At 71.9% G+C, this 26,771-nt stretch carries 21 protein-coding genes and 4 pseudogenes; 11 read left to right on the top strand and 14 right to left on the bottom strand.

The window, feature by feature from the left end; all coding sequences use genetic code 11:
• Positions 1–18 precede the first annotated feature (18 nt).
• Both IEZ11_RS50870 and IEZ11_RS17110 read left to right on the top strand, forming a co-directional pair.
• Positions 19–181: pseudogene (locus IEZ11_RS50870) on the top strand (LysR family transcriptional regulator); the annotation flags it as partial.
• A 165-nt stretch (positions 182–346) separates the two neighbouring features.
• The gene (locus tag IEZ11_RS17110; protein ID WP_189263624.1) at positions 347–2,080 is read left to right on the top strand and encodes an alpha/beta fold hydrolase; all 1,734 of its coding nucleotides are present in this window, start codon (positions 347–349) and stop codon (positions 2,078–2,080) included.
• On the opposite strand, the gene IEZ11_RS17105 is transcribed toward IEZ11_RS17110, so the two are convergent.
• A complete protein-coding gene (locus IEZ11_RS17105; RefSeq protein ID WP_189263623.1) occupies positions 2,007–3,332 on the bottom strand; it encodes a beta-ketoacyl-[acyl-carrier-protein] synthase family protein in 1,326 nt (441 codons plus the stop codon). The two genes, IEZ11_RS17110 and IEZ11_RS17105, sit on opposite strands and share 74 nt — an antisense overlap.
• 478 nt (positions 3,333–3,810) lie before the next feature.
• Here IEZ11_RS17105 and IEZ11_RS17100 point away from each other — a divergent pair, with 478 nt between their 5' ends.
• Positions 3,811–4,335, top strand: coding sequence for a helix-turn-helix domain-containing protein (locus IEZ11_RS17100; protein ID WP_229713082.1), 525 nt, complete (start codon positions 3,811–3,813; stop codon positions 4,333–4,335).
• A 75-nt stretch (positions 4,336–4,410) separates the two neighbouring features.
• On the opposite strand, the gene IEZ11_RS17095 is transcribed toward IEZ11_RS17100, so the two are convergent.
• From IEZ11_RS17095 to IEZ11_RS17060, 8 genes are all read right to left on the bottom strand, one after another.
• Positions 4,411–5,142, bottom strand: a complete 732-nt coding sequence (locus IEZ11_RS17095) for a LuxR C-terminal-related transcriptional regulator (RefSeq protein WP_189263621.1) — start codon at positions 5,140–5,142, stop codon at positions 4,411–4,413.
• A gap of 31 nt (positions 5,143–5,173) precedes the next feature.
• Complete coding sequence (locus IEZ11_RS17090) at positions 5,174–6,601, bottom strand: MFS transporter (protein WP_189263620.1); 1,428 nt, start codon at positions 6,599–6,601, stop codon at positions 5,174–5,176.
• 139 nt (positions 6,602–6,740) lie between these two features.
• Positions 6,741–7,706, bottom strand: coding sequence for a ThiF family adenylyltransferase (locus tag IEZ11_RS17085; RefSeq protein WP_229713080.1), 966 nt, complete (start codon positions 7,704–7,706; stop codon positions 6,741–6,743).
• Positions 7,703–8,743: a hypothetical protein gene (locus tag IEZ11_RS17080; protein WP_189263619.1), complete on the bottom strand. Its 1,041-nt coding sequence runs from the start codon at positions 8,741–8,743 to the stop codon at positions 7,703–7,705. The genes IEZ11_RS17085 and IEZ11_RS17080 overlap by 4 nt, the downstream gene beginning before the upstream one ends.
• Positions 8,740–9,969 (bottom strand): acyl-CoA dehydrogenase family protein, encoded by a 1,230-nt coding sequence (locus IEZ11_RS17075; protein ID WP_189263618.1) that lies wholly within the window; start codon positions 9,967–9,969, stop codon positions 8,740–8,742. The genes IEZ11_RS17080 and IEZ11_RS17075 overlap by 4 nt, the downstream gene beginning before the upstream one ends.
• Before the next feature lie 59 nt (positions 9,970–10,028).
• Positions 10,029–10,421, bottom strand: coding sequence for an SCP2 sterol-binding domain-containing protein (locus IEZ11_RS17070; RefSeq protein WP_189263617.1), 393 nt, complete (start codon positions 10,419–10,421; stop codon positions 10,029–10,031).
• Between the two features lie 168 nt (positions 10,422–10,589).
• Positions 10,590–12,110 (bottom strand): glycerol kinase GlpK, encoded by a 1,521-nt coding sequence (glpK, locus tag IEZ11_RS17065; protein WP_189263616.1) that lies wholly within the window; start codon positions 12,108–12,110, stop codon positions 10,590–10,592.
• A 42-nt stretch (positions 12,111–12,152) separates the two neighbouring features.
• Positions 12,153–12,920: an IclR family transcriptional regulator gene (locus tag IEZ11_RS17060; protein ID WP_189263615.1), complete on the bottom strand. Its 768-nt coding sequence runs from the start codon at positions 12,918–12,920 to the stop codon at positions 12,153–12,155.
• 202 nt (positions 12,921–13,122) lie between these two features.
• Between IEZ11_RS17060 and IEZ11_RS17055 the strand changes: the two genes are divergently transcribed.
• Positions 13,123–13,548 carry an ATP-binding protein gene (locus IEZ11_RS17055; protein WP_189263614.1) on the top strand — a complete coding sequence of 142 codons (426 nt, stop codon included), beginning with the start codon at positions 13,123–13,125 and terminating at the stop codon, positions 13,546–13,548.
• A gap of 29 nt (positions 13,549–13,577) precedes the next feature.
• On the opposite strand, the gene IEZ11_RS17050 is transcribed toward IEZ11_RS17055, so the two are convergent.
• Together IEZ11_RS17050 and IEZ11_RS17045 are read right to left on the bottom strand one after the other, a co-directional pair.
• Positions 13,578–14,927 (bottom strand): PP2C family protein-serine/threonine phosphatase, encoded by a 1,350-nt coding sequence (locus IEZ11_RS17050; protein ID WP_189263613.1) that lies wholly within the window; start codon positions 14,925–14,927, stop codon positions 13,578–13,580.
• 97 nt (positions 14,928–15,024) lie between these two features.
• The gene (locus IEZ11_RS17045) at positions 15,025–15,783 is read right to left on the bottom strand and encodes an IclR family transcriptional regulator (protein WP_189263612.1); all 759 of its coding nucleotides are present in this window, start codon (positions 15,781–15,783) and stop codon (positions 15,025–15,027) included.
• 129 nt (positions 15,784–15,912) lie between these two features.
• Between IEZ11_RS17045 and IEZ11_RS17040 the strand changes: the two genes are divergently transcribed.
• Positions 15,913–17,469 carry an oxidoreductase gene (locus IEZ11_RS17040; RefSeq protein ID WP_189263611.1) on the top strand — a complete coding sequence of 519 codons (1,557 nt, stop codon included), beginning with the start codon at positions 15,913–15,915 and terminating at the stop codon, positions 17,467–17,469.
• A 403-nt stretch (positions 17,470–17,872) separates the two neighbouring features.
• Entirely contained in the window at positions 17,873–19,141 is a 1,269-nt protein-coding gene (locus IEZ11_RS17035; protein WP_189263610.1) for an MFS transporter, read from the top strand.
• Between the two features lie 100 nt (positions 19,142–19,241).
• Here the strand turns inward: IEZ11_RS17035 and IEZ11_RS17030 are convergent, their stop codons facing one another.
• Complete coding sequence (locus IEZ11_RS17030; protein ID WP_189263609.1) at positions 19,242–19,556, bottom strand: hypothetical protein; 315 nt, start codon at positions 19,554–19,556, stop codon at positions 19,242–19,244.
• A 207-nt stretch (positions 19,557–19,763) separates the two neighbouring features.
• Between IEZ11_RS17030 and IEZ11_RS17025 the strand changes: the two are divergent.
• A pseudogene (locus tag IEZ11_RS17025) lies at positions 19,764–20,415 on the top strand (lysophospholipid acyltransferase family protein).
• Positions 20,416–20,433: 18 nt separating this feature from the next.
• Positions 20,434–20,916, top strand: a pseudogene (locus IEZ11_RS52435) (hypothetical protein); the annotation flags it as partial.
• Positions 20,917–21,273: 357 nt separating this feature from the next.
• Here IEZ11_RS52435 and IEZ11_RS17015 read toward each other — a convergent pair.
• Positions 21,274–22,236 (bottom strand): zinc-binding dehydrogenase, encoded by a 963-nt coding sequence (locus IEZ11_RS17015; protein WP_189263608.1) that lies wholly within the window; start codon positions 22,234–22,236, stop codon positions 21,274–21,276.
• Between the two features lie 92 nt (positions 22,237–22,328).
• Between IEZ11_RS17015 and IEZ11_RS17010 the strand changes: the two genes are divergently transcribed.
• The 3 genes and pseudogenes from IEZ11_RS17010 to IEZ11_RS50860 form a co-directional block, all read left to right on the top strand.
• Positions 22,329–22,961, top strand: coding sequence for a TetR/AcrR family transcriptional regulator (locus IEZ11_RS17010; RefSeq protein ID WP_189263607.1), 633 nt, complete (start codon positions 22,329–22,331; stop codon positions 22,959–22,961).
• A gap of 440 nt (positions 22,962–23,401) precedes the next feature.
• Positions 23,402–24,433, top strand: a complete 1,032-nt coding sequence (locus tag IEZ11_RS17005; RefSeq protein WP_229713079.1) for a serine hydrolase domain-containing protein — start codon at positions 23,402–23,404, stop codon at positions 24,431–24,433.
• 41 nt (positions 24,434–24,474) lie between these two features.
• A pseudogene (locus IEZ11_RS50860) lies at positions 24,475–24,682 on the top strand (MFS transporter); the annotation flags it as partial.
• A gap of 86 nt (positions 24,683–24,768) precedes the next feature.
• On the opposite strand, the gene IEZ11_RS16995 reads toward IEZ11_RS50860, so the two are convergent.
• Positions 24,769–26,745, bottom strand: a complete 1,977-nt coding sequence (locus IEZ11_RS16995; RefSeq protein ID WP_189263604.1) for a helix-turn-helix domain-containing protein — start codon at positions 26,743–26,745, stop codon at positions 24,769–24,771.
• Between the last annotated feature and the right edge of the window lie 26 nt (positions 26,746–26,771).

Genomic DNA, 26,771 nt, shown 5'->3' with positions numbered 1-26,771 from the left:
GGCGGCGCATTCCGCCGGGTGCGGACCGAACAGCTGGAATACACAGCGGCCGTGACCCGGCTCGGCTCCCTGCGCCGGCGGCCGATGAACTGCGCCTGTCCCAGCCCGCGTTGAGCGAGACCGTGCGGAGCCTGGGCGGGAGCTGGGCATCGATCTGCCGGAGCGCGGGCGCACCGGCGCATGCCACGAGGACGGCGTGCGCACCTCACCCCGATCGTGTGGTGCGGCGTGATTCGTCCGCTTCGCCACGGATCGTTCGGTACGGTGGGGGCCGCTCCGCGGGCGGGACTCCCGGTCCTGTTCCCCGGGCGCCGACACGGCATTCAGGCCCGGGCAAGGAGACGGCATGCTCTCGGACTCGATCGTCTTCGGCGCCGGGGGCTTCATCGGCCGCTCCCTGGTGGCCGAACTCCTGCGCGGCGGCCGGGGGGTGGTGGCAGCCGTGCGCGGTTCCGGGGACGGGCTGACGGCGTGGCTCGACGGGCAGGGGGTGGACCGTACCGCTCTGGCGGTGGTCCGGGCCGACATCACCGCTCCCGGTCTCGGTCTTCCCGACGAGGGGCTGTCCGGGATCCGCGACGTCTACAACACCGCGGCCCGTTTCGCGTTCGGCATCGCGGCGGCCGAGGCGCGGGCGGTCAACGTGACGGGCGCCGTGCATGTGGTCGAGTGGGCGGCGGGCCTGCCGAGGCTGCGCCGGGTGGTCCACATCAGCGGCTACCGCATGGCCGCCGCACACCGGCGGCCGCCGGACTACCGCCGGCAGGGTGCCTACGAGGCCTCGAAGCAGGAGGGCGACGCGGCGGTGCGGGCCGCCGCCCGCGCACTGGGGGTGCCGCTGAGCATCGCCAATCCCAGCACGGTGATCGGGCCGGGACAGTACCTCGGGCTGGCCGAGGTGGTCGCCGGTCTGTGGCGGGGCCGGCTGCCGGCCCTGCCCGGCGGTCCCGGCATCTTCCTTCCGGTGGTGACCCTGGACCACTTCGTCGGGTTCCTGGCCGCGCTTCCGCAGGACCCCGGGAGCGCGGGCCGCGCCTACTGGGTGCTGGACGACGCGACCCCCGAACTGCCGGCGCTGGTCGGCCTGCTCGCGGAGCACATGGGGGTACGCGCACCGCGCCGCTCGGTCCCGGTGGGGGTGCTGCGCAGACTGCCCCGTGCGATCACCCGGGCGGATCCCGAGACCCTGTCGTTCCTGTCGGCCGACCGCTACGACACGGCCCCCGCCCGTGCCCTGTCCGCGGCGCACGGACTGTCCATGGCGCCGGTGCGGGAGGCGCTGCGCGCCTGGGCGGACGACCTGGTCGCCACCCGCTTCGGCCGCTCCGGCCGGTGCCCCCGTCCGTACGGCTTCCACGGCGTGGCGGGCACCCGGACCTGGGTGACGGGAGAGCGACGGCGCCCCGGATACGTGCTGTTGCACGGGCTCCTGCTGAGCGCCGACGCCTGGGCGGGGACGGCGGACCGCCTGGACGCGCCCGTGCTCGCTCCCGACCTTCCCGGCTTCGGCAGGTCGGGAGCGAGCACCGGAACTCTCGACGACTGGCTCGCCGACCTGCTGCGCCCGGTGGAGACCCGGCCGGTGCTCGTGGCGCACTCGCTCGCGTGCGGCCCCGCCCTGCGCTACGCCGCGGCCCACCCCGACCGTCTCGCCGCACTCGTGCTGATCGCACCGGCCTTCCTGCAGCGGCCGTCCGCCGCGTTGCTGCGCTCGCCGCTGGCCGTACCGCTGTTGCGCGCGGCCCCCGCCGCCCGGCTGGCCCGTTCGCTCGGCCTGCCCGAGGGCCCCGGTCCGGACGCTCTCACGCTGGACCTGCGGCGTGCGGGGGCCGCCCGCCGGGTGGTCGCCGCCGTGCGCGACGCCCACCGCCGGCGTGCGGAACTGCGCCGGGTGCTGCGGGAGTTGCGGCTGCCCGTGGAGATCGTCGTCGGGTCGGCGGACGCGCCGGCCGAGCCCGTGGACAGGCCGGTCACGGTGATCGAGGCCGCGGGGCACTGCCCCCAGGTCACCCACCCGGCGGCCGTCGCACGCCTTCTGACGGCCTGTCGGGACCGGGCCGCACCGCGTGCTGCCTCGTGAAGGCGAGCACCACGTTGTGGCCCCCGAACCCGAAGGACGTGGACAGCGCCGCCCGGGCGGGGACCCGCCGCGGCTCGCCGGACACCAGGTCGAGCTCGATCCCGTCCGACGCCTGGTCCAGGTTGCGGACCGGGGGGATCAGCCCGTGTTCCAGGCTGAGGACGGTGAAGACGGCCTCGACCGCGCCGGAGGCACCCAGCAGGTGGCCGGTGGCGGACTTGCAGGCGGTGACCGCCGGATGCGGGCCCACGGCCTCCCGTACCGCCCCTGCCTCGGTGACGTCGCCCACCGGGGTGCCGGTGGCATGCGCGTTCACATGGTCGATGTCGGCCCCGGTCAGGCCGGCGTCCCGTAACGCCGCCCTGATGGCCCGGGTCTGGCCCTCCGCGGCCGGGAGTGTCACGTCGTACGCGTCGGACGTGACCCCCGCGCCCGACAGGGCCGCGTGCACGCGCGCGCCGCGCGCCCGGGCGAAGTCGCCGCGCTCCAGGACGACCATGCCCGCGCCCTCGGACATGACGAACCCGTCGCGCTCCCGGTCGAACGGCCGGGACGCCCGGTCCGGGGCGTCGTTGCGCAGGGAGAGGGCCCGCATCCGGGCGAACGCGCCGAGTGCCAGCGGGTGCAGGCAGGCGTCCGTGCCGCCCGCGACGACCACGTCGGCGCGGCCCGAACGGATCAGCAGCGTGCCGACCGCCAGCGCCTCGGCGCCGGACGCACAGGCGCTGGTCGGCGCGTGCGTGCCCGCCCGGGCGCCCAGCAGCAGCCCGACCGCCGCGGCACTGCCGTTGGGCATCAGCATGGGCACCGTGTACGGGGAGATGGCGCGTGGGCCCCGTTCCTCCAGCCGGTCGTCCTGTTCGAGGAGGGTGAGCCCGCCGCCGATGCCGGTCCCCACGACCACCGCGAGCCGTTCGGCCTCGACCGGCGGCGCGCCGGCGTCCGTCCACGCCTCCCGGGCCGCCACCACCGCGGCAGCCTGACTGCGGTCCAGCCGCCGCCGCTGGATCCGGTCCAGCCGGTCGGCCGGGTCCTCGTACATGGCGCCCGCGATGCGGACGGGCAGCTGCTCGGCCCAGGGGGCGTCCAGCCGGGAGACGCCGGACCGTCCGGACAGCAGCGCCGCCCAGCTGGACGGAACGTCACCGCCGAGCGGGGTGGTCGCGCCGAGGCCCGTCACCAGCACCTCGGTGCTCGGGGGTGTACGCCGGCCGGCGCGGGGCCGGTTCGCTTCAGTGGTCGCGGGCAGCATGACGGGTTCCTTCCGCGTGGTGTTCCTGTCTCTTGCCTTGCGTCGCCGGCGGGAGGTTCCCCGGAGTCTCCCCCGAGGTCCGTGGGAGTCCGGCCCGCACGAGCGCCATAATGGCGATCAGTAATTCCCCGGTGGTGAGAATTTCTTCGGCCCTTTTCATGTGTTTCCCGGCGCCTTCGAATATCGACCGCTTCCTTCGATACATCCGCCCGGAGAAATCTACTCTCCCCGCACGGCCCGGCGCTTCACTCTTTTTCACGAGATACGGGCAGGTCCGGTGGGCCACACAAAGGACCATTAGAACTATTAGCAGTCCACCACCTGTCCTATTTTATGGAGATAACCGGACGGGGCCTCAATAATTCAGTTGTTGCAGCGACGCTTGGACACGCTGCATAGTGAGGTAGTAATGCAGCAGGGGGAGCACGACGAACGGCGCATCGCATATTTCTATCCATCCGAAAGGGGAAGCCAATTCGTGCCTCAATACAGTGAGGGGCAGTTATTCTCAGCCATCCAGGACGTGCGGGTCCTGCGCTGGCCGGTCGAGGTGCAGGAGCTGGAGCAGTTGCGGCGTCGGGGAATCCTCCGGCTCCTCGTGGTGGAGCACGGCGCGGTTCCGCCGGTTCCCAGCGACTCACGGGAGGACTGGATCCGGGCGCCGGTCAGCAGGGCCGACTTCGCCGCCCGGGTGGCGGCGCTCCGGGCCAGAGCCGGCACGCACCGGATCCCCGTCCTCGATCAGGACGGACTGCTGCGGTACGGCACCCGGATGGTGCCCGTGTCACCGACCCAGATGAACCTGCTGCAGCCGTTGGTCGAGCGCTACGGCACCCTCGTGGCCCGGCACGAGCTGATCGCCCTGCTCCGCGCGCGGCGCGGAACGGACAGCCAGAACGCCCTGGACCTGCACATCATGAGAATCCGGCGCAAGGTGGTCGCGCTCGGGCTGCGCATCAGGACCGCGAGCGGACGTGGATATCTCCTCGAATCCAGCGACTGATCTTCACAACAGGCAACGAAACGAGCCCTGTTGAGCGCCGTGCGCTCAACAGGGCTCGCGCGGAGTGTCACAGGCTCACTGAAGCGCCCCCGGAGCGTGGTCGCCGGTCCGCTGCCTGCCGGGCTCCGGGCAGAGCGGTGCCATCAGGCCCATCCGGTAGGCGTGGATGACCGCGTGCACCCGGTTGCGCAGGTGCAGTTTCTCCAGCAGCCGTTGCACATGGGATTTCACGGTGTTTTCGCTCAGCACCAGCACCGCGGAGATCTCCGTATTGCTCAGCCCCTGGGCCAGCAGCCGGAACACCTCCCGCTCGCGCCGGGTCAGCATCTCGAATCCCGCCGCCCCCGCAGCCGGGACGCCGGGGAATTCCGTAGCCCCGGGAAACCGGCCGCCGCCCGGCCGTGGGCCCTCCTCGTCGAAGAAGATCCGATAGCCGGCCGCCACGACGTGGATCGCGGACAGCAACTGCTCGGGAGTGACACGGTGGAGTACGACCCCGTGCACCCCGGCCCGCAGGGCGCGCCGCGCACCCGGACCCCCCTCGTGCGTGATCAGCAGGACACCGGGCCCGGCTCCGCCGCAGTACGCGGCCAGTTGGTCGACCAGTTCCACGGCGTCGCCGGGGTCCGGGAGGGCACCGGCGAGCAGCAGGTGCGGTCGGAGTTCACGGGCCTTGCCCACCGCGCTCGCACGGTCGGACACCTCGCCGACCACCTCGATTCCGCCGTCCTCGTCGAGGACGGACCGGATTCCGGTGCGGGCGATGGACCTGTCGTCCACCAGCAAAATCCTGATCGGTGAGCTCATCGCTGTCTCCTCCGCACCACGTCACACCACGTCACACCACGTCGCCCACGCACCCCGGCACCGCCGGTTCGGCGTCGGCGGAGCGGTTGTCCCGGGGGCGCCGCGGTACCAGCAGGACCGTCAGCGCTCCGCACGCGATCAGGGCGACGCCGGTCCACACCGCCGGAACCATGCCGTCCGTGAACCGGTCCGGGGTGGTGAGGTCGCCGTGCGCGGAGAACACCGAGGCGAGCACCGCGATACCGAGCACGCCGCCGAGTTCGCGCAACGCGCTGATCGCCCCGGAGGCCATGCCGCGGTCCCCGGCGCCGACCGCGCTCATCACCATGTTCGCGGTGGGCGTGAAGTAGAGGGTCATGCCCAGGCCGCACAGCACCAGCGCGGGCACCAGCGAGGGATAGGGCACCGTCGGCGAGACACGGGCGGCGATCCACCCCAGTCCGAGGGCCTGGAGGGCCAGGCCGAGCGCGACGACGGTCCGGCCGCCGACGCGGTCGGAGACCAGGCCCACCAGGGGCGCCACGACCACCGGCACGGCGGTCCACGGGAGGATCCGCAGGCCCGCCTCCAGCGGCGAGTAGCCGCGTGGCCCCTGGAGGAACTGGGTGAGCAGGAAGACCGACCCGAACATGCCGGCGAACATCAGCAGCCCGGCGACGTTCATCGCACTGAACGTCCGGTGGCGGAACAACTTCATCGGGAACATGGGGTGTTCGACCCGCAGCTCCCGGAGCACGAAAGCCGTCAGGACGGCCGCGCCGCCGGCCAGCGCCGGCAGGACCCGTGCGCCGGTCCAGTGGTCCGCGTGCCCGTTGATGATGCCGAAGACGATCCCGAAGAGTCCGGCGCTGGCCAGGACCGTGCCCACCAGGTCCAGACGGGGGCTGGGACCGTGGCTCTCGGTGAGCTTCCACCGGGCGGCCGGCAGCACCACCGCACCGATCGGCACGTTGATCCAGAAGATCCACTGCCAGCTCAGGTGCTCCACCACCGCGCCGCCCAGCAGCGGGCCCATGGCGATCGCGACGCCCTCCACGGCACTCATCGCGCCCAGCAGGGCACCGCGGCGCCGCTCGGGCGCCGCGTCCGTGAGGATGGTCAGGTTCAGCGGCATCAACAGCGCGGCGCCCAGGCCCTGTACGGCGCGTGCGGCGATCAGGGCGCCGATACCGGGGGCCAGCGCGGCCGCGGCCGACGCGACGACGAAGACGCCCATCCCGATGCCGAACATCCGGCGTCGGCCGAACCGGTCCCCGAGCGCCGCGCCGGTCAGCATGAGCACCGAGTAGGTGAGGGTGTACGCGTTGACGGTCCACTCCAGTTGCTGGATGCTCCCGCCGAGGTCCTCGCGGATCGACGGCAGGGCCGTGATGACGACGAGGTTGTCGAGCGACACCATGGCCACGCCCAGGCCACAGCAGAAGAACGTCCACAGCACGTTCCGTTGCCGAACACTCATGTCCACCTCCGTGGTCGCAATGGCTGCGCAGGCGCCGGCGCCGGACCCCGTCCGGGCCTGCGTCAGGGGGCCGCGCGTTCTCACCCGGTGCGTCGCCGGTGAACGCGCGGCCGGGGGGCCGGAGCCGCGGTGCCGGGGCTCAGGTCGCGTCGCGGTCCGCCGGGGCCAGCGGTGCCCGGCCCGCGCCGGACCGGCGGGCCAGCCGCAGGAGTTCCGGCAGCAGCGCCGCCAGTTCCACCGGCCACCGCGCCCGGCTGCGCCACCGCTCCCCCAGCGGCCTGGCCTTCTGGTGCACGTCGAGCCGGACCTCGGCCCGCACCCGCTGTCCGGCCAGCAGCCGCACCACCATGTGGGAGCTGAGCACACCGAACGCCATGGCCGTGTACGCGACCTGGGGGAAGCTGTAGTCGGTCCGGGCGTGGTTGGCCCGGATCTCGGCCAGCATGTCGGTCGGCACGTGCCGCAACGGCACGGCCCGGCGCAGCAGTTCCCACATGTCGTGCCGGTCCGCGTCGTACGGGCCGATGGCCCCCGCGAACGGTTCGCGGACGTGCCGGTAGTCGTAGCAGCGGACGTACTGGGTGCCCGCCATGTCCCAGCCCGTGATCAGGGGCAGCCGCCGCCGTACGGCGTGGCGGTGCAGCAGGAGTTTGGCCCGCCACCCCTCGGGGGTGGTGACGTCGACCCCGTCGATGATCACCTGGCAGGAGCCCGTCAGCCGCTGGACGGTCCGTGGGGTGACCCCCTCGGTGCAGACCTCGACCGAGGCGTGCGGGTTGATCGCCCGCACCCGGTCCCCGGCCAGCGAGGCCTTGTTCCGGCCGAGGTCGGCGGCGGTCGCCGACTGCCGGTTGAGATTGTTGAGTTCGTACGTCCCCGGGTCGGCGAGGACGAACTTCTGCAGGCCGAGCCGGGCCAGCGGTTCGACCGCGGCGCCCCCGATCGACCCGCAGCCGGCCACCAGGACGGTGGCCGTGCGCAGCGCCCACTGGTCGGCCTCCGGCACCACTCCGGCGTTACGGGTGGTCAGCTCGGCGTAGAACCCGGCCTTCGCCGTGGGGCCCGCGGCCGTCTCGGACATCGGTTCCCGCTCGCCGTCCGTCACCTGAGAGCCCCTCCTCGTGCGGGACCGGAACGGTGTCCCGGCTGCCTCCTGCGTGCGGCCAGCGTGGTGATCACGGCCTGCCACGAGGCCAGCTCGCTGGTCCCGTCGAGGTAGGAGCGGACCACGTCGCGGTACCAGCCGATGTCCGCGGGCACCGGGGCGGCGAACGGTTTGGCCACGACCGTCTGCCGGTAGATCGGCGCCATGGGATCCGATGCGGACAGGCGCGGCGACGTGCCGTCCACGACGTGCAGGTCGAAGCCGACCAGGCGCAGATGGCGCAGGGCGACATGCTCCTTGGCGTCGCCCAGTACGACCCGCACGCCGTCGCCCAGGCCGAGCAGCGCCTCGCCGACCCCGAGCATGAGGTGCCAGGGGACGCGGGTGTACTGCTCGTCCCGCGGCATCGTCTGGTCCCGCAGGAACCGCTTGAACTCGAAGGCCTGGTGGGTGCCCAGGCCGGGCCGTGCGTACCGGCCCAGCAGGTCGATGCCGTGGGCCGCCTCCGTCGGGAACGGGGTACGGCGGGCGGAGTCCAGGGGCAGGCTCTCGGTGTCCGCGGAGCAGGCCAGCCCGACGTAGCCGCGGATCTTCCCGGAGCGCGCGCACAGCGTCACGGTGTGGATGTTCTCCACGGGCGAGTGCGGCAGTGGTTCGTGGAAGGCGGCGGTGCGGTGGACCGCGTCGGCGGAGATCCAGTTCAGCCGGAGGTACTGGGCCAGGCGGAACCCCAGCAGCCCCTTGAGGTAGCGGGAGGGGAACTGGCTGTCGCGGCCGGTGACGGTGACCAGTGCGCTGTGCGGGTCCTCGACGAGGGAGAGCGGGTCGCCCCTGAACTCCGTGGGCAGCCGCCGGTAGCTGAGCCGGTCGTGGAGCCCGATGATGTCCCGGGCGTAGCGCCGGGCGCGGGAGTCCCGGACACCGACGGGCTCGGGTGCCGAAGTACCGGCGGGCTCCGGAGCCGGGGCTGCGGACGTGGCAGGGGCGGCGGGGACGGCGGGTAAGGCGGGACCGGCGGCTCGGCCGGGGGCGCTCACCACTCGTCCCGCTCGGCGTACAGGCTGTCGGTGATGGCGAGTGCCAGGACTTCCGGGGTGCCCTCGTAGATCCGGGTGCCCAGGGCGTCCCGCATCATCTTCTCGACGCCGTAGGAGCGCAGGTAGCCGCGGGCGCCCAGCAGCGAAAGGGCCGTCTCCGCGACGTCGATCGCGGTCCGGTCCGCGAACAGCTTGGCCGCGGCCGGTTCGTAGACCGGCGGCGGCAGTTCGTTGTCGACCTTGTCCGCCGCCCGCAGGTACAGCATGCGTGCGGCGTCGACCCTGGCCGCCATGCCGGCCAGCTTCGCCGCCGTGAACTGCTGGTCCTTGAGGTGGCGTCCGCCCTGGACGCGTTCACCGCACCAGATGATCGCCTGTTCCAGGGCGCTGCGTGCGACCCCCGTGGAGATGCCGGCCACCGCGGCGCGCGCCATGTTGCTCTGCGCCATGTTGATGGCCATGCCCTCGCCCTCCGCGCCGACCAGGTACTCGGCGGGCACCCGGACGTCGTGGAACTCCAGCTCGCTGCCCAGGCACGCGCGGTATCCCATCTTGTCCGCCACCGGTCCGCGGACCACGCCGGGAAGGTCCAGGGGAACGATGAAGGAGGTGAGCCCGGTCGCCCCCGGGCTGCCCTCCATGTTGGCGAACACGGAGGCGAACGCGGCGACCTTCGCGTTGGTGATGAACCGCTTGCGGCCGGTCAGCACGTAGTCGTCGCCGTCCCTGCGGGCGGTCGTGACGTTGCGCGCGTGCTCGGCCTGGGCGGGGACGATGAGGTCACAGCCCGCGTCCTCCTCGGTGACCGCGTTGCAGGCGAGGACCGGTTCGTCACCGGAGAACAGGGGCAGGAAGCGGGCCTGCAGGCGTGGATCGCCGGACAGCAGGACCGGCGCCTGGCCGAGCAGGGTGGCCCCGAAGACCAGTGCCGTGCCCGGACAGACCGCGGCGACTTCCTCCAGTGCGGTGGCGACGCCCAGCATCCCCACGCCCAGGCCGCCGTATTCCTTCGGAATCGCCGCGCGGGTGAGACCGATACGGTGGCCGCGACCGACGAGGTCCCAGTCGAAATGCGCCGCCGGTTTCTGGTCGAGATCCTGGACGCGGGGTTTGACGACGTTCCGGGCGAATTCCCGAGCGGCCTCCCTGAACTGCTCGACACCGTTCGGCAGTACGTCGAAGTTCAGCGCCGCCTCGGACACGGATTCGGAGAGAGCTGTGTTCACGTGCGGTGTCACTCCTTGTGCGTTGGTTCGGTGTTCGGAACGGGTGGCCGCGCGGCGGTTCACGCGCCGATGCCGGCGGCGGCCGCGATCTCTGGGTACCGGTCGAACGCGGGGCGCAGCATCGGCACCAGTTCCAGCACCCTGGCGACCTTGCCGCGGATCCGGAGCCGGCCCGTGGCGATGGCGACGGGCACCATGAGCTGCCCCATCCACAGCGCGTGGGCCGTGTCGCAGGACATCCGGAGCGTGATCGCCGCCGGCCCCGCCTGTTCCCCGCCGGCCCGGACGCCCTCCGGCGTCACGAGGAGCTCGCAGTCGGGCTTCGTGTGCAGGAGCCGGACGGACATCCCCTCCTGCCGGGCTTTCGCCGCGAAATCGTCGTCCTCCAGCAATACGGTGAAAAGCCTGCCGAAGACCTTCACGGCCATTTCACCGGACGGAAATACGGACATGCTTCCCCTTCGTTTGTTCCTCCTGCGCGAAAGCGCTCACGAAAGAACGTTAAGGGCCGTGACGACCGGCTTCCACCATGCCAACACAAGGCCGAAGGGAAGCGGACAGGACACGGAAAGGAGGCACGATGAACAGGCGACGGAAAACAGATACCGGAAAGGAAATACTCAGGACGACCCGGAGGTCCGCGTCCAGCCCAGCGACCGTTCGACGGCCCGCTGCCAGTTGTCGTACTCCGAGTCCCGGTGGCCGGGGTCCATGGCCGGCAGCCAGCGGGCGGCCGGGTGCCAGTTGCGGCGCAGGACCTCCAGGTCCGGCCAGTAGCCGGCGGCGAGACCGGCGGCGTAGCCGGCGCCCAGGGAGACCGTCTCGGAGACCATGGGCCGTACGACGGGCACGTCGAGCACGTCGGCGACGAACTGCATGAGCAGGTTGTCCGCGGTCATGCCGCCGTCCACCTTGAGCTCCTTCAGCGGTATCGAGGAGTCGGCGTTCATGGCGTCGACGACCTCACGCGTCTGCCAGCCCGTGGCCTCCAGGACGGCCCGGGCCAGGTGCCCGCTGGTGATGTACGAGGTGAGGCCGACGATGACGCCGCGTGCGTCGCTGCGCCAGCGGGGTGCGAACAGGCCGGAGAACGCGGGGACGATGTAACAGCCGCCGTTGTCCTCGACGGTCCGCGCGAGCGTCTCGATCTCCGGCGCGCTGCTGATCAGCCCCAGTCGGTCGCGGAACCACTGGACCAGCGCGCCGGTCACGGCTATCGACCCTTCCAGGGCGTAGACGGGCTCCCGGTCCCCGATCTTGTAGGCGACCGTGGTGAGCAGGCCGTGCCGGGACCGTATGACCTCGGTACCGGTGTTGAGCAGCAGAAAGCTGCCCGTTCCGTAGGTGCACTTGGCCTCTCCCGGGGAGAAGCAGGTCTGGCCGAAGAGGGCCGCCTGCTGGTCGCCGAGGGCGGCTGCGATGGGAACGCCGGGAAGCAGCGCGTGGGCCTCGTCGTAGGTCTCCGCGTTGGACCTGATCTCGGGCAGCATCGGGCGGGGCACACCGAAGAACGTCAGGAGTTCCTCGTCCCAGTCGAGGGTGCGGATGTTCATCAGCATGGTGCGGCTGGCGTTGGTGGCGTCGGTCATGTGCAGTCCGCCGTCGGCACCGCCGGTGAGGTTCCAGATCAGCCAGCTCTCCATCGTGCCGAACAGCACCTCACCGTCCTTGGCTCGCTGCTCCAGGCCTTTGACGTGGTCGAACAGCCAGCGGATCCGCAGCGCCGAGAAGTAGGTGGAGGGCGGCAGACCGCACCGGTCGAGGAAGAACTCCTCTCCGGGCCGCTGTCTGAGCTCCTCGACCAGCGGCGCCGTGCGCGTGTCCTGCCAGACGATCGCCCGGCCCAGCGGCACCCCCGTGCGCCGGTCCCAGAGCACCGTGGTCTCGCGCTGGTTGGCCAGGCCGATGGCGGCGATCTGTCCCGCGTCGACGGCGGTACCGGCTCCGGCCATGGCGTCGGACACCACCCGGCGCAGGTTGTGCCAGATCTCGACGGCGTCGTGCTCGACCCAGCCGGGTCTGGGGAAGTGCTGCTGGTGCTCCCGCTGCGCGACGGAGACCAGCCGACCGCCCTGGTCGAACAGGATGCATCGCGTGGAATTGGTGCCCTGATCGATGGACATCACGTAACGCTCCACCATGATCGGGTCCGCCTTCCGATGGGTCGCGGAGGGAGCCGGGGCTTACCAGCGAGCGGCGCCCAGGTCTCTGGAGATCGCTCGTGCCGCCTCCCGGAGCAGCGTGATCAGACCGGGCCGGGGGTGCCCCTGGCCGTCGCAGACCCGTTCGACCGGACCGGACAGCCCGACGGCGCCGACGACGAGGCCGCCATGTCCCCGGATCGGCGCGGCGAGCCCGGCCTCACCCATGCTCATCTCCTGTATCTCGGCGGCCCAGCCCAGCTCGCGGACCTCGGCGAGGGCCCGGGTGAGCTGTTCCTGGGTGACCAGGGTGTGCCGGGTGTACGCCTCGAGACCCGATTCCACGGCGGAGTCGAGGGGCGCGGTGCCGTAGGCCAGCAGCACCTTGCCCAGGGAGGAGGCGTGCAGCGGCAGCAGCGAGCCCACGTCCAGGGTCTGGAGCGTGTCGTCCGGCCGGAACACATGGTGGACGACCAGGACCATGCCTTCCAGGGGCGTGCCCAGGCGCACCGCTTCGCCGCTGCGGGCGGCCAGGGCGTCGGCCCAGTTGATGGACCGGGACCGCAACTCGTTGACGTCGAGGTAGCTCGTGCCCAGGTGCAGCAGGGCGGCTCCGAGCTGGTACTTCCCGGTCGTGGCGTCCTGCTCCACGAAGTCCACGTGCTGGAGCGTGCGCAGGATGCCGTGGGCGGTCCCCTTGGCCAGCCCCAGGGAGGCCGCCACCTCCCCGAGCCCGAGTCGGCGAGGCCCACCGGCGAGCAGGCGCAGGATCGCGGCCGCCCGTTCGATCGACTGGACCGGACCGGTCATGAATCGAGCCTATTACCGTCTCGGAAGGTCTGCCGTACGTGCGCAGGGCGCTGTGGCGTCTGGTGCGGGAGGCCGCGTTCGGTAATGCCGACCCCCGTTCATTGACCGACCCGGCCGGGCTGCCTAGCGTGCAATCAGGCCCGGCAACGTGCCGAGGCGCGCAATGCGAGGGCGCTGTGGCCCTCACCCCTGGAGACACGAGATGGCGGTACAGCTGAACACACGGGTGCGGGAGGCGAGTGAATACGTCTTCCCGGTGCCGCCCGTCGCCGGTGCCGTCCCGGACACACGACGGCGGGCGGGCGCGATCCTGGCCGCCTGGAGGGTGTCCCCGGACGTCATCGAGGACGCGCTGCTGGTGGTGTCGGAACTGCTCACCAACGCGATCGTGCATGCGCTGCCCCCGGCGGTGCTGAGGCTTTCGTGGCTGCGGGACGCCGGACTCGGCACCCTGCACATCGAGGTCACCGACGCGGGTCCCGCGCGTACGGCGGGAGAGCCGCCCGCGGGGATCGACCCGGACGAGCACGGCCGCGGCGAGGGGATCGTCCACGCGCTGGCGACCCGGTACGGCATCCATGTCCGTCCGGGCGCGGTCACCCGCTGGGCCGATCTGGTCGCGGTGTGAAGTCCGCGGTAGTTGGCGAGCGGCGCTCGTCAGCGTCCGAGTCCCGCTGAGAACGCGGCGTCCGTACGCCTGCCGCCCTCGGTGCCGACGGCGGCGGACCTGCTGCGCGACACCACGGGGACGGCCTCGCGGCCCTCAGGTTCTTCCGGCCCTTCCGGTCCTTCCGGCTTTTCCGGCCCTTCCGACTCCGGGAGGGCCGTTTCCCGTGCCCGCTGGGCGGACGCGACCGGTTCGCCTTCGCCCACGGCCTGCATACGGAGCAGGAGCAGGGCGGCGTCGTCGTGCAGCCGGCCGCCCACATGCGTCAGCAGTTCGTCGTGGATCGCGGAGAGGACGTCCTCCGGCTCGTCCGACAGATGGCGGGCCACCCTTTCGGCCAGCGGGTAGAACTCGTGGGCGCGGTCGCGCGCCTCGATGACCCCGTCGGTGTAGAGCAGCAGCTGATCGCCGTCGGAGAAGGGCAGGATCTCCAGGCAGGGGGGCTCGTCGACGAGGCCGCGCAGACCTAGGGGCGGAGCCGGACGGGTGGCCTCGACCGCGCTGACGCCTCCTGACGCGGGTATCAGCAGGGGAGGCGCGTGTCCGCAGTTGACCACCTCAAGCTGCCCGGGGCGCGGATGTCCCACGACCACCGCGGTGACGAAGTCGTCGGGCCCGAGGTTGCGCGCCAGGCTCCGCTCGATCCTGCCGACGACGGCGAGCAGATCGGGCTCGTCGTAGGCGGCCTCACGGAAGACACCGAGGACGAGCGCGGCGATCTCCACGGCCGGCAGCCCCTTGCCGCGTACGTCGCCGACGATCAGCCTGATCCCGTGCGGGGTGGGCACCAGGGCGTAGAGATCACCGCCGATCCGGGCCTCGGCCGCCGCCGCGCTGTAGCGGACCGCCACCCGGAACGGGCCGACGGTCTCCGGGATGGGCTTGAGTACGGCGTGCTGGGCGGCCTCCGCGACCGAGCGGACGGCGGCGAGCACCCGTTCCCGGCGCCCGCGCAGTGCGCTGGCCAGAGCGCTCGCCAGGGTGACGGCCAGCAGCGCCGAGAGCACCGCCGCCGTCTCGCGCCCCAGTCCCGCCTCCTCGACGCCCCGGCTTGCGCCCAGCACCGCGGCGAGGAATCCCACGCACAGGACGCCTCGGGGGCCGTTGGTGCTGGCCGCCAGCGCGGGCCCGGCCGCGAGCAACGGCAGCCAGAACATCCCTGACCCGGCGATCACGTCGACGAGTGCGATGCCGGAGACGATCAGAACCGGTACCACGGGCATTCCCGCGGCCAGCTGTGAGGCGGCCCGCCTGGGAACCGGCACCCCGAGACCGGGCACCGGTCTCCGGAGCGGCCGCAACGGCCAGTGGTCGCCACCATGGTCTCGCGCCTGCCTCATGTCCTGTCCGCAATCCTCATCCGTACGAGCCTTAAGCCCGACTTATCCGTTTCATCCAGGAAAGAGGTTCGGCCGACAAGCCACAAGGAGACGGATTTCAGATAGTGAGAGAGAGGCCTCTGGTGACGCGGTCCCCGGTATGGATCAGCCGGGCCCGGACCTCCGGGAGGCGGGCGAGCCGTTCCGCCGGGAGGGAGACGCCGAGGGAGCCGAGGACGTCGCCGCGGTAGATGGGCACGGCGACACACACGGTGCCGAGCGCGTACTCCTCGAGGTCCGTGACGGCCGGCGCCAGGGGTGAGGCCTCGATGTTCCGGAGCAGCTCCGGCAGGCTGGTGATGGTCCGCGGCGTCAGGTCGGCGAGATCGTGCCGGGAGAGGTAGTCACGGCGGGCGTCCTCGTCCAGTTCGCGCAGGACGGACTTGCCCAGCGCGGTGGCGTGCCCCGCCTCCTCGAACCCCACCCAGAGGTCGACCCGGGGCGCACGGGGGCCGTCGACGATGTCGGCGACACTGATCTCGCCCTCCTCGTAGAACGTGAGGTAGGTGGCGGCGGCCAGCTCGTCGCGGAGCGCGGCGAGCGCCGGCCGGACCCGGCTGAGCAGCGCCTGGGTGTGACCCGCGGTGTGCAGCGACTCGACCTTGTCACCGAGGATGAAGCCGCCGTCGCGCAGCTTCCGCAGGTAGCCGTCGTGGACCATGGTCCGCAGCAGGTGGTAGGTGGTGGCCAGGGGCAGCCCCGCCTCACGCGCCAGCTGCTTCGCGGGCGCACCGTTCTCGTGCGCGCTCACCGCCTCCAGCAGCCGGAAGGCACGCTGCACGGACATGATGAGCGTGGGGCTCTCATGAACGCTCATGCCACAAGCGTGCCTCCGACATCCCACACGGGCAAGGCGCGGGGCGAACGACTCGTGTCGTTTCTTTCCGCCTCGCCCCGCGGCCGGTGAAGCGGCACGGACACCGGGGAAGATCTCTACTCTGTACGAGTGCTCTCATACGACGAGTTGACTTCGCCGGAGCGTGAGTTGTGGGACGCGTTCCCCGAGGGACGCCGTGTGGACCTGCGCACGGGTGTCCCCGAGGACGACCGTGTGGCGGAGGGCGGGCAGTGGGGCCCCGGGCGGACCGTTCGGGCTGCCCTGATCATGGCGCTCCTGCTGGGCGCGAACACCACGCAACCGGGCGCCGTGGCGTGTCTGAGGCTCGCCGGGGCGCGGATCTCCGGGCGTCTGAACCTGGCCGGCGCGCGGATCTCCCACGCCCTGTGGCTAGCGGACTGCTGGTTCGAGGAGTCGGTGGATCTCCTCGGAGCGTCGACGCAGACACTCGTGATCACCGGCAGCCGGGTACCGGGCATCGAAGCCAATTCGGCCCGTGTCGAGGGAAACCTCGACCTGCGGCGTTCGTTCGTCGAGAGCCTCGATTCCTCGCCCTTCAACCACAGGAGCACCGCCCTGGCACTGAGCGACGCCCGGGTGACCGGCGGCGTCCTGCTCAGCGGGGCCGAGATCAGCGCGCCGGGAGGATGGGCCGTGGCAGCCGGCGGCCTGGTCATGGAAGGGGGCTTCTTCTGCAACGGCGGATTCGTCGCACGGGGCGAAGTACGGCTGCTGGGCGCGCAGTTGCCGGGCGGACTGTTCATGCGAGGGGCGCGCCTGGAGGGCCCCGACGCACGCGGAGTGGCGCTCGCCCTGGACAACGCCGTGGCCTCGACGATCAACCTCTCCGACGGATTCACCGCGAACGGGACCGTGCGGCTGCGGGGTGCTCGGATCTCGGACGACCTGACCTTTGCAGGTGCCGTCCTGAACGGGCCGCCCGACGGCCACGGCCCGACCCTGGCCGCCGTGCGCATGCAGGCCGTCGACTTCGACCTCACCCTCGCCCGGCCGCCCTCCGGCCCGGTGGACCTGCGCGGCGCGCAGGTGTCCTACCTCCACGACAACGAGCACAGCTGGCCGGACGTGGTCGAGCTGGACGGCTTCGGCTACGGCTCGATCAAGATGGCCGAGGCCGGCGAGCGGCCAGGGACGGTGGTGCAGCGGGACTCCGTGGCGCGTCGGGTGGCGTGGATACGGCGCAGCCCTGGCTACAACCCGCAGCCCTACGAGCAGTTGGCGAGCTGTTACCGGAAGGCCGGGCACGACGACGACGCCCGCCGCGTGCTGCTGGCCAAACAACGCCATCGGCGCCGGACCCTGCCCGCCGCCGCGCGGGCGTGGGGCCACCTGCTCGACGCGACCGTCGGCTACGGCTACCGTCCCTGGCTGGCCGGCGTCTGGCTCCTCGCGCTGACCCTGCTGGGCACCCTGTCCTTCGGCGCTCGTACCCCGCACCCGGTCGGCCAGGGCGCGGGCGCACCGTTCCAGCCCCTCGTCTACACGCTCGACCTCTTGATCCCCATCGGTGGTCTGGGGCAGCGCACGGCCTGGTACTGGCCGGACGCCGGCCTCCAGTGGCTGGCCTACCTGCTCATCACCTTCGGCTGGGTGCTGACGACCGCCGTCATCGCAGGTGTGACCCGCACCCTGCAGAAGAACTAGCGGACGCCGGTACCGGGCAGTGCCGGATTATGCGTGGCTCGGGATTTCCGGCGACCGGCGATCCCCGCACGGGCGAAGGAGCGGTCACCGGTATCGACCTGATACAACCGCATAACTTGAGGGCAGGACCTTTCAGGCCGGAGAAGGGCATAACGCTTTCCGCCGGGAGACTCCTACGCCGTATACGCAACATCGCCCTGAGAGCTGTATAGTTCAGCCGTCAACTGCCGTTTCTTGCACGCCGGTTCGTGGATGCGACTCGGGTCACCACGGACTGTCCTGAACAACCATCACGAGAACCTGCCGCGGCCTGGTCCTTTTCCGGACACATATTTCCCACGCAGGTGACCGGGAACTCTCCTCACCCCCCTCCGATACATCTCATCGAAAGCCTTCCTCTTTCGTGTCCATCATCGTGCACGAGGACCGGCCTGTCGGTCGGCATGCCGCCGTTCCGTCCGGCAGTCTCTTTCGGCGAATCTATGCTCCGCGCGCGAGTGACGCCCTGGCATTCTCCATGGCGACGTACGCCATGCCACTCCTGGTCCTGACAATTACCGGCTCTTCGTCTTTGACAGGTCTGGCGTTCGCACTGGAGTGGACTCCGCGGATCGCGGCGTTCGTCCCGGCCGGCCACGCGGTGGACCGCAGGGGCGCGGCGATCGTCTGCTTCATCGCCTCTCTCGCCCGGGCCACGGTGGTGGCGGTGTCGGCGGTCGCCCTGATCATGCTTCCACGGGGCACTGCCGAGACCGCGGTGGTGCTGATCCTGGCAGCCGTCACCGGCACCCTGTCCCAGTTCGGTTTCGTTGCCAACGAGGCCGTCGGAGCGATCGTCACCCGGCGGGACCAGGCCCGGCCCCAGGGGATACAGGCGGTCCTCGTCGGCATCGACCAGACCGCCACGGTCATCGGTCCGCTGCTCGCCGGCCTGCTGCTGCTGGCCGGACCGGAGTGGATGCTCGGATGCCTGAGCACGGTGTCCCTGATCGCCGCCGTGCTCGGCCTGCAGACCCCGCCGACTCCGCTGCGCGCCGCACGCGCCGACGCGACCGGAAAGGACAGCGCACTCCGCCTGGGCCTGCGCACTCTGCTGACGCTGCCCGCGCTGGGCTGGCTGGTGGCCGGGCTGGCCTGTTCCAACCTCGCCCTCGGGCTGCTCCAGTCCGCCAGCCCCGTGATCGTGGTGGAGACTCTCGGGCGCTCTTCCGCCGATGTCGGCGCCATGTGGTCCGCCGCCGCCGTGGCGACCCTGCTGGCCATCACGTGCTGCCGGCTCGTGCTGAGCCGACTCGACCTCTGGGGAGTGGGCATCGTGTCCGCGACGCTCGCCTCCGCCGCATGCCTCGCCATCACCCAGGTTCCGTCCTACGCCTCCTACACCGTCCTGATAGCGATCTTCATGGCGGGCGACGGCGGTCTCACGGTCGTGCTGCGTACGGTGCGCTCGCTGATCATTCCCACCACGGCGCTCGGTGCCACGCTCTCGCTGACGATGCTCCTCCTGCTGCTGCCCTTCCCCGCGGCGGGCATCCTCGTGGCGCTCACCCCGCCGCCGCACCTCGGCAACGTCATACTGGCCTGCGCTCTCGTTCAGGCTGCCGCTCTGGCCACCATCTTCACAAAGCTCCGCAACGAACCCACCCTGCGCATGGTCGCCACCCGACGGTGAAGGACAACGCTCTCACTCCCGCGTGTCCGCGCGGGGAGGACGGCCGCCTCGGCGAAGGGGGCCCGGGCACGTCCCCGGCGTGACCCGAGCCCGCCCTGCGTCACGCCGGATGGTCCACCGCGTCGTTGCGCAACCGCACCGCCGCCAGCAGGCTCAGCCCCGGCTCGGCCTGCCGCAGCGCCTTCACCGCCGCGGCAGAGGTGAGGTCGCCGGAGAAGCCGACCTCGGCCAGCCGGGCGCGGACCCAGTCACCACGCAGCCGGCCCGCGGTGTCCTCGGCGGTCGCTTCGGCTATGGCGACCGCGCGTTCCAGGCCCGCGCGGGTCTCGGCCGAGGCACTGGCGAGTGCCTCGCGCAGGGCCGCCGCCACCACCTGCGCGTCCCGGATCACCACGATGTTGTCGCTCTTGCCCATCTATCGGATTCCCTTCGCAGAAATCAGCAGGTCTTTCGGGACGCACGCCACGTCCGCACGCCCGTACGGCACACTAGGCCCCCGGTCCACCCGAGCGGCTGCCCGGGTTGAGTACCGGGCGCCGGCGAAGCTGAGTACGAGCGCTCACACCCCGGGCCCCGCGGCCCTCGAGGATGAAGGTCATCATCTTCGGGACCGGGAGATCTCATGCTCAGCCGCCTCACCGACGTCCTGCTGCCGGCCGTCGGCCGACTCACCGTCACGACCGACACCGATGCCGTCCTGGCGCCGGGCAGCATCATCGTCGCCAACCACACCTCCCTCGCCGACCCGGCCGTCGTTCTCGCCGCGCTCCGCCGCCTCGGCACCGAGCCGGCCGTCATGGCGGCTGCGGGCCTGTGGCGCATCCCCCTGCTGGGACGCGTGCTCGTCCGTAAGGGCCACATCCCCGTGCACCGCAAGGACCGCCGTGCCGCCCGGTGTCTCGACCTCGCCGCAGCGGCCCTGGGCGCGGGGCGCTCGGTCCTCGTCTACGGGGAAGGCGGACTCCCCCTCCGTACCGACGCCACCGAAGCCGCGCCCGGCGCCTTCCGCAGCGGCCTGGCGCGGCTGGCCGAACGCACCGGCGCCCCTGTCGTCCCCGTCGGCCAGGCGGGAGCCCGGCGGATCTCCTGCGGCAGGACGGTCAAGCAGATCGCCGGGCTGGTCACCGCACCGCTGCGCCGTAGGCGCGCCGATCACGCTCACCGGCGACCGGGCCACGTGCACCGTGACGGCCCACGGCGCGGTGACGGCCGCGTGGAGGACGGCGGCCGGACACCTCGGCGAGCCCGCCGCGCTGCCGACCCCTCAGATCTGACCCCACGGCGCCACCGCACTGCACACGACAGCTCCACCGAGCGAACGGCCGCGATCGGCCCGGTCCCGGCCCGGTCGGCGCCCTCGACTGCTGCACCCCGGAGGCCGACGCCGCCGGCACCTGCCCCGGCCGACACTCCCGGCCAACCGGCCGCGTCGCCGTGACGAGACCAAGAACGGTGACCGCGCTGCTCGACTCGCTCGCCGTCGTCCCCGCGGTCAACCTGCTGGAGATCCACCCCTACTTCCAGCAGCGCGCCGTACCCGACCTCGACGACAGGCACGGCATCCTCAACCAGACCTGGTCCCCCGTCGGAGGGATCACCTCACCTTCTACCCGGACTACGGCGAGAACCGCAGGAGCGTCCTCCAGGATCCCGCCGTCACCCGCAGCACCGAGGCCCACGGCAAGAGCCCGGCCCAGGTGCTGCTCCGCTGGGGGCTTCAGCACGGACGCTCGGTCATCCCGAAGTCCACCAGGCGTGCGCGGATCGCGGAGAACATCGACGTGTTCGACTTCGAGCTCACCGCCGACGAACTCACCGCCCTCGACGCGCTCGACACCGGCCGCCGTGGCGGCCCCGAACCCGAGAACGTCACCCTCGCCGCCTCGCCGCCTACGGCCGCGCCATCCCCGAGGCCTGGGACGGTCCGCCCGGTGCCCGACCAGGTGCCGGGGAGTCCCGTTCCGGCGTGTGACAGGGCCCCTCACAAGGCTCACTCGCTGCTCGGGGGGAGCCACCCCGCATTCATGAGACGTGCGCAGGCCGCCACGGGCGGGAGCACGAAGCCGGGTCGCCTCCTTCGTGCTCACCGCGCTCGGCGCAGTCCCGCCGACACGCGGCTCCCGGCGCGAACCTCAGGGCGTCAGCACGATCCTGCCGAACACCTTCCCCGCGTCCATCTCGCGGTGGGCCAGCGCCGCTTGCTCCAGTGGCAGCACTTCGTGCACGACCGTGCGCAGGGCCCCGTGCGCGGCATCGGCGAACTGGGCCGACCGCACGGCCTGCCGGTCGGGGCCGGGCACGGTGTCGGAGCTGAACGTGGCGAACGACAACGACCTGCGGAATGCGTCCATCAGCCGCATCCCGAAGTCCGCCGGTGGCTGCCCACCGACCACGCCTACAGCGAGGTACCGCCCGTTGGGGTTCAGCCTGTCCAGGAAATGGGGAAGCCCCGGACCCCCCACGACATCGATCACCACGTCGAAGCCCGGCGGTGCCTCCCGGGCGGCCGCGCCGGAGCGGTCAAGGACCCGGGTCGCGCCCAGATCCCGCAGGCGGGAGCCGCGCCCCACCGACGAGGCGGTGACAGCCACCTCGCTCGCACCGTCCCTGGCTGCGAGCTGGACCGCCGTGATCCCGATGCTGCCTGCCGCACCGCGCACGAGGACCGACTCGCCGCGCGTGAAACGAGCCCGCTCCAGGGCGAAGTGCGCGACCACGCCGGAGCCGCCGAGGGTCACCGCGTCGGCGCCGGTCAGGCTGTCGGGCAGCGCCAGGACGTCCTCGACCGCGGCGACGGCCCGCTCGGCATACCCACCGGACAGGCCGGTGAACGCCCACACCCGTCGCCCGATCCACGAGGCGTCCACGCCCTCCCCCACCGCGTCGACCCTTCCCGCGACCTCGCTGCCGAGGAGATGCCCCTCCCGGAAGCCGTAGGCGGCAAGCGTTCCCCGGCGGATCACGGCGTCCACGCCTCCCACCCCGACCGCCTCCGTGGCGATCCGCACCTGCCCCGGGGCCGGAACGGGCACGGGCACCTCGACCACCTCCAGACCTTCGGGGTCCCCGAACGTCCTGATCACGACGGCTTTCATCACTGCTCCTCGGGCAAGCGGAGGGACGGAACGGCGGCACCGCCCTCGGACCGTAACGGACGCCCCCGTCCGTTTGGCTAAAGTGAGAGTCGATGACGGATCATTTGCCTCACGCCATGCGTTCCGACGCCCTCGACAACCGGGCCCGTATCCTGGACGCCGCCCGCGCGGTCTTCGGCGAAGTGGGCCTGAGTGCGCCGATGCGCGAGGTCGCCCGGCAGGCCGGTGTCGGCCCGGCCACTCTGTACCGGCACTTCCCGACCAAACAGACGCTGATCGCCGAGACCTTCGCCGAGCAGCGGCGCGACTGCCATGCCGCCGTCCGCGACGCCCTCGCGGACCCGGACCCCTGGCACGGATTCCGGACCCTGATCGAGCGGATCTGCGAACTCCACGCGCACAGCCGGGGATTCGCCGACGCCTTCATGACGGCCTTCCCCGAGGCCATGGACTTCGCCGCCGACCGGGAGCGGACTCTGCACGCGGTCGGCGAACTGGCCCGCCGCGCCCAGGAGACCGGCCGGCTGCGCGCCGGCTTCGTCGTCGACGACCTGGTCCTCATGCTCATGGCCCATCGGGGCCTCCAGGACACACCGCGTGCCACCCGGGTGGCTGCCTCCCGCCGCTTCGCCGCCTACGTGATCGAAGCGTTCCGCGCCGCACCGGAGACGGGAGCGCCTGGTGGGCCCGAGGCATCGCCCTGGCCCGCTTCGACGAGCCGCTGATCCCGGACCCCACCCCCCACACCGACTCGCCGCCCGTCAACCACAGACACGAGAGAGGGCAACCGAGCCGCCCGCAATTCGCTGAAACCGCTCGTTTCGCGGACTTCACCCGGGAAAACACGATTGAGTAACCGGCACCGGGCGGAGTTCCGTGTGCTCCTCCCCGTACCTCGATCGTGCCCGACGACCTTCCCGGACTCTCGAAGGAGCATGAATTGCGTGTGAATGTGCGTGTGAGACGGCACCCACGACCGACGGGGTTTCGCGCGGTAGCAACAGTTGCGGTGTCCGCGGCCCTCGTCGTACCCCTCGCTGCGGCCCCGTCGAGTGCGGCCCCCGGCCCTCGGACGCTCTCTGCGGTCCGCCGGGACGGCACCGCGCAGACACGCGCTCATCTGCGCGAGTTAGCGCGGAAGTTGGTGGAGGAAGGAGTGCCCGGGGTGATCGTGCGGGTGGACGACGGTCACGGCAGGCCCATCGAGATCTCCGAGCAGGCCGCCTGGACGAAGAAGGACCATCGGCTCCGGGCGGACGACGAGGTGCGAGAAGCGTCCAACACCAAGACGGTGATGGCCACCCTCGCCCTTCAACTGGTCGCCGAGCACAGGCTCGCCCTCACCGACCCGGTCGACAAGTGGCTGCCCGGCCAGGTGCGCAACGGCGGAGCGATCACCCTGCGCATGCTGCTCAACCACACCAGTGGGTTGTTCGACTACACCGACGATCCCGCCCTCGCACCGGCCCTCACCGGCCAGGACTCCCACGTATGGACGTCGACGGAAATCCTGCGGCTGGTGAGCAGACACCCGGCGCTGTTCGAGCCCGGCACCGAGTGGTCGTACAGCAACACCAACTACATCGCGATCGGTGCCGTCCTGGAGAAGGTCACCGGCAAGAGCCTTGCGGCGCTGGTGCGGGACCGGATCGCCGGACCCCTGGGGCTCCGGCACACCTTCTACGCCACCGGCTCCGCCTGGCGCGACCGGCACGCGCACGGCTACGAACCGGACGCCGCCCACATGCCACCGGACGTCCCCGACGAGTTCAGGAACTACGCCGGACCGCAGCACGACGACCACGTGGACGTCACCGGCGACTACGTCACGGCCGACGGGGCCGATGCCGCGATCGTGTCCACCGCCGGTGACTGGTCCCGTTTCTACGGGGCGCTGATGTCGGGCCGCCTGCTGCCCGCCGCCCAACTGGCCGAGATGCGCACCACCGTGCCGGAGGGCGGGCCGGAGGACCCGGACGAGCTCGGCTACGGGTTGGGCATCGAGACGGCGAAGACCTCCTGCGGCACGGTCTGGGACCACGTCGGCGTCGTCCCGGGCTATGCGACCTACAACGTCACCGACTCCACCGGCCGGCGCACGGCCGCCTTCTTCTTCGCCACGTCCACTCTCACCAGGCAGGCGCACCAGACCGGCGCGGCCCTGATGGACGCGGTCAACTGCGCCCTGTTCGACTGACCTGCGCGTCTCCGCGGGCTGTCGGACCGGGTCGGGCGGCGTTCGCGACCCGGATGCGCTACTCCGGCGCCTTCGCCGGTGCCCAGTTCGCCTCCGTCGCGGCCGGCGCGCCCGCCCCGCTCATCGCCACCGCCCTGCGGGCCGACCACCGCAGCTCCACCCCGATCGCCCTGTACGTGATCGCGGCCTCCCTGCTCACCCTGGTCGCGGTGGGTGTCGCGAAGGAGACCCGGCGGCGCGAGCTGGCCGGCGTCGGCGTCGCGGCGTCTCGGCGCGCGCCGAGGACGTACCCGCCCGCTGAGCACGCGCCGCCGGTCCCCCGGTCCCCGGCGGGATCAGCGGCGCTCCGGCGGCGCCCCCAACCGGTGCAGGCGCAGCGCGAGTTGGATCTCCAGCGCGCGTGCCGGGCTCTGCCAGTCGTCGCCGAGGAGGCGGGCCACCCGGTCCAGCCGCTGGGCCACCGTGTTCACATGGACATGGAGTTCGTCCTTCGTGCGGGCCGGGCTCATCCCGCAGGCGTAGTACGCGTCGAGGGTGCGCAGCAGTTCGGTGCCGCGCCGGGTGTCGTACGCGGCCACCGGGCCGATGGTGCGGGTGACGAATGCGGCGATGTCCCGTTCACCTGCGAGGAGCAGGCCGAGGAAGCCGAAGTCCTCGGCGGCGGCGCCGTCTCCGCCCCGGCCGAGGAGGTTCAGCGCGTCGAGGCAGCGGCGGCCCTCGGCGTAGGCGGCGGCCACGGTGTCGGGACGGGTGGCGAGGCCGGTGACGGGCGCGGAGGCGCCGACGGTCACCGGCTGGTGGACGGCGGTGCCGAGGTGCCGGGCGGTTCGCCGCGCCAGGTCGGTGGCGGTGTCGCCGGCGGCGAGGGGCAGCAGCAGGACGGTGCCGCCCTCGCGGGCGGCGGCCAGGCCGTGCCGGGTGCCGGCCAGGTGGGAAGCCGCCGACCACAGTCGGCGGCGCGCTGCGGCCGCCTCCTCTGTGTCCGCCGCCGGGCCCTCCAGGCGGGCGGCGAGCACGACGTGGGTGGCGTCGAGGTCGGCGTGCAACCGGGCGGCCCGGTCGCGCAGTTGACGTGGTTCGCGGTCACGGGCGTCGAGGAGGTCGTCCAGCAGCTCACCGCGCACCCGCTGTTCGGCCTCGGCGGCGGAGCGGCGGGCCAGCAGAAGCAGCGAGGTGACCATCGCGGCGCGCTCCAGGGTGCGCTGGTCGACGGGGTCGAGGCCGGGACGGCCGCGCAGCACCAGGGCGCCGAGGAGTTCGCCGCCCGCGGCGACCGCGGCGATCCAGTCGTCGCCGTGCCGTACCGCGTGCCCCTCCGTACGCGACGTCTCCAGTGCCCCCGTGTCGGCGGTGTCCGCGGTGTCGGTGAACTCGACTGTGCCGCCCAGGACCTGGGAGACGGCGGCGGCCACGTCATGGACCTGGCCGCCGCGCAGCACGAGTTCGGCGAGCCGGTCGTGGATGTCCGAGGCCCGTTCGATGACCGAGCTGCGGTCCTTGATGATCTCGTTGGCCCGTTCCAGGCCGGCCATGGCCGAACGGGTCTCGGTGAGCAGGTTCGCGGTGTCGATGGCGGCCGCGGCGAGCGCGGCGAAGGAACCGAGCAGCGCGATCTGTTCCCGTTCGAAGACCCGTGCCCGTCGGTCCGCCGCGAACAGCACCCCGATGACGTGCGGGCCCAGCATGAGCGGGACGCCGAGTATGGCGACCAGACCCTCGTCGCGCACCCCGGCGTCGATGGTGAGCGTGTGCTGGAAGCGGTCGTCCTTGAAGTAGTCGTCGGTGACGTACGGCCGCGCGGTCTGTGCGACGAGTCCGCCGAGCCCCTCCCCCATGCCGAGCCGCAGCTGCTGGAAGCGGGCCGCGACCGACCCCTCGGTGACCCTCATGTAGGTGTCGCCGCGCGCCGGGTCGTTCAGGCTGAGATAGGCGACGTCCGTGCCGAGCAGGGAGCGGGCACGCTGGACGATCGCCTGGAGCACCGCGTCGACATCCCGCAGTCCTGCAAGGTCGTGCGCGGTCTCGAACAGGGCGGACAGCTCGGCCTCGCGTCGGCGTCTGCCCTCCAGCTCGGTGCGCACCCGCAGCGCGAGGAGCTTGGCCCGCTCCAGGGCGGCGATCCGCTCCGGTGGCCGGTTCTCCGCGCGGGCGAGCAGCACCGGCTGCTCGTACGCCTCCGCCGAGGCGCCCCTGGCCAGCAGTTCGAGGTACACCGGCTCGGCGCCCCCGGGCGCTTCGGCACCCGGGTCGAGGACACCGGCCGCCGGGGCCGGGGCAGGCCGCCTGGCGGACTGCACGTGATTGCGAGACATGGTCACAGGATTCCGCATCGTCACTC

Origin of the sequence: Streptomyces fuscichromogenes (genome assembly GCF_014645815.1) — a bacterium.
Taxonomy (GTDB): Bacteria; Actinomycetota; Actinomycetes; order Streptomycetales; family Streptomycetaceae; genus Streptomyces; species Streptomyces fuscichromogenes.
Note: the sequence above shows the minus strand (reverse complement) of the source record. Positions and strands in the feature narration are given on the sequence as shown.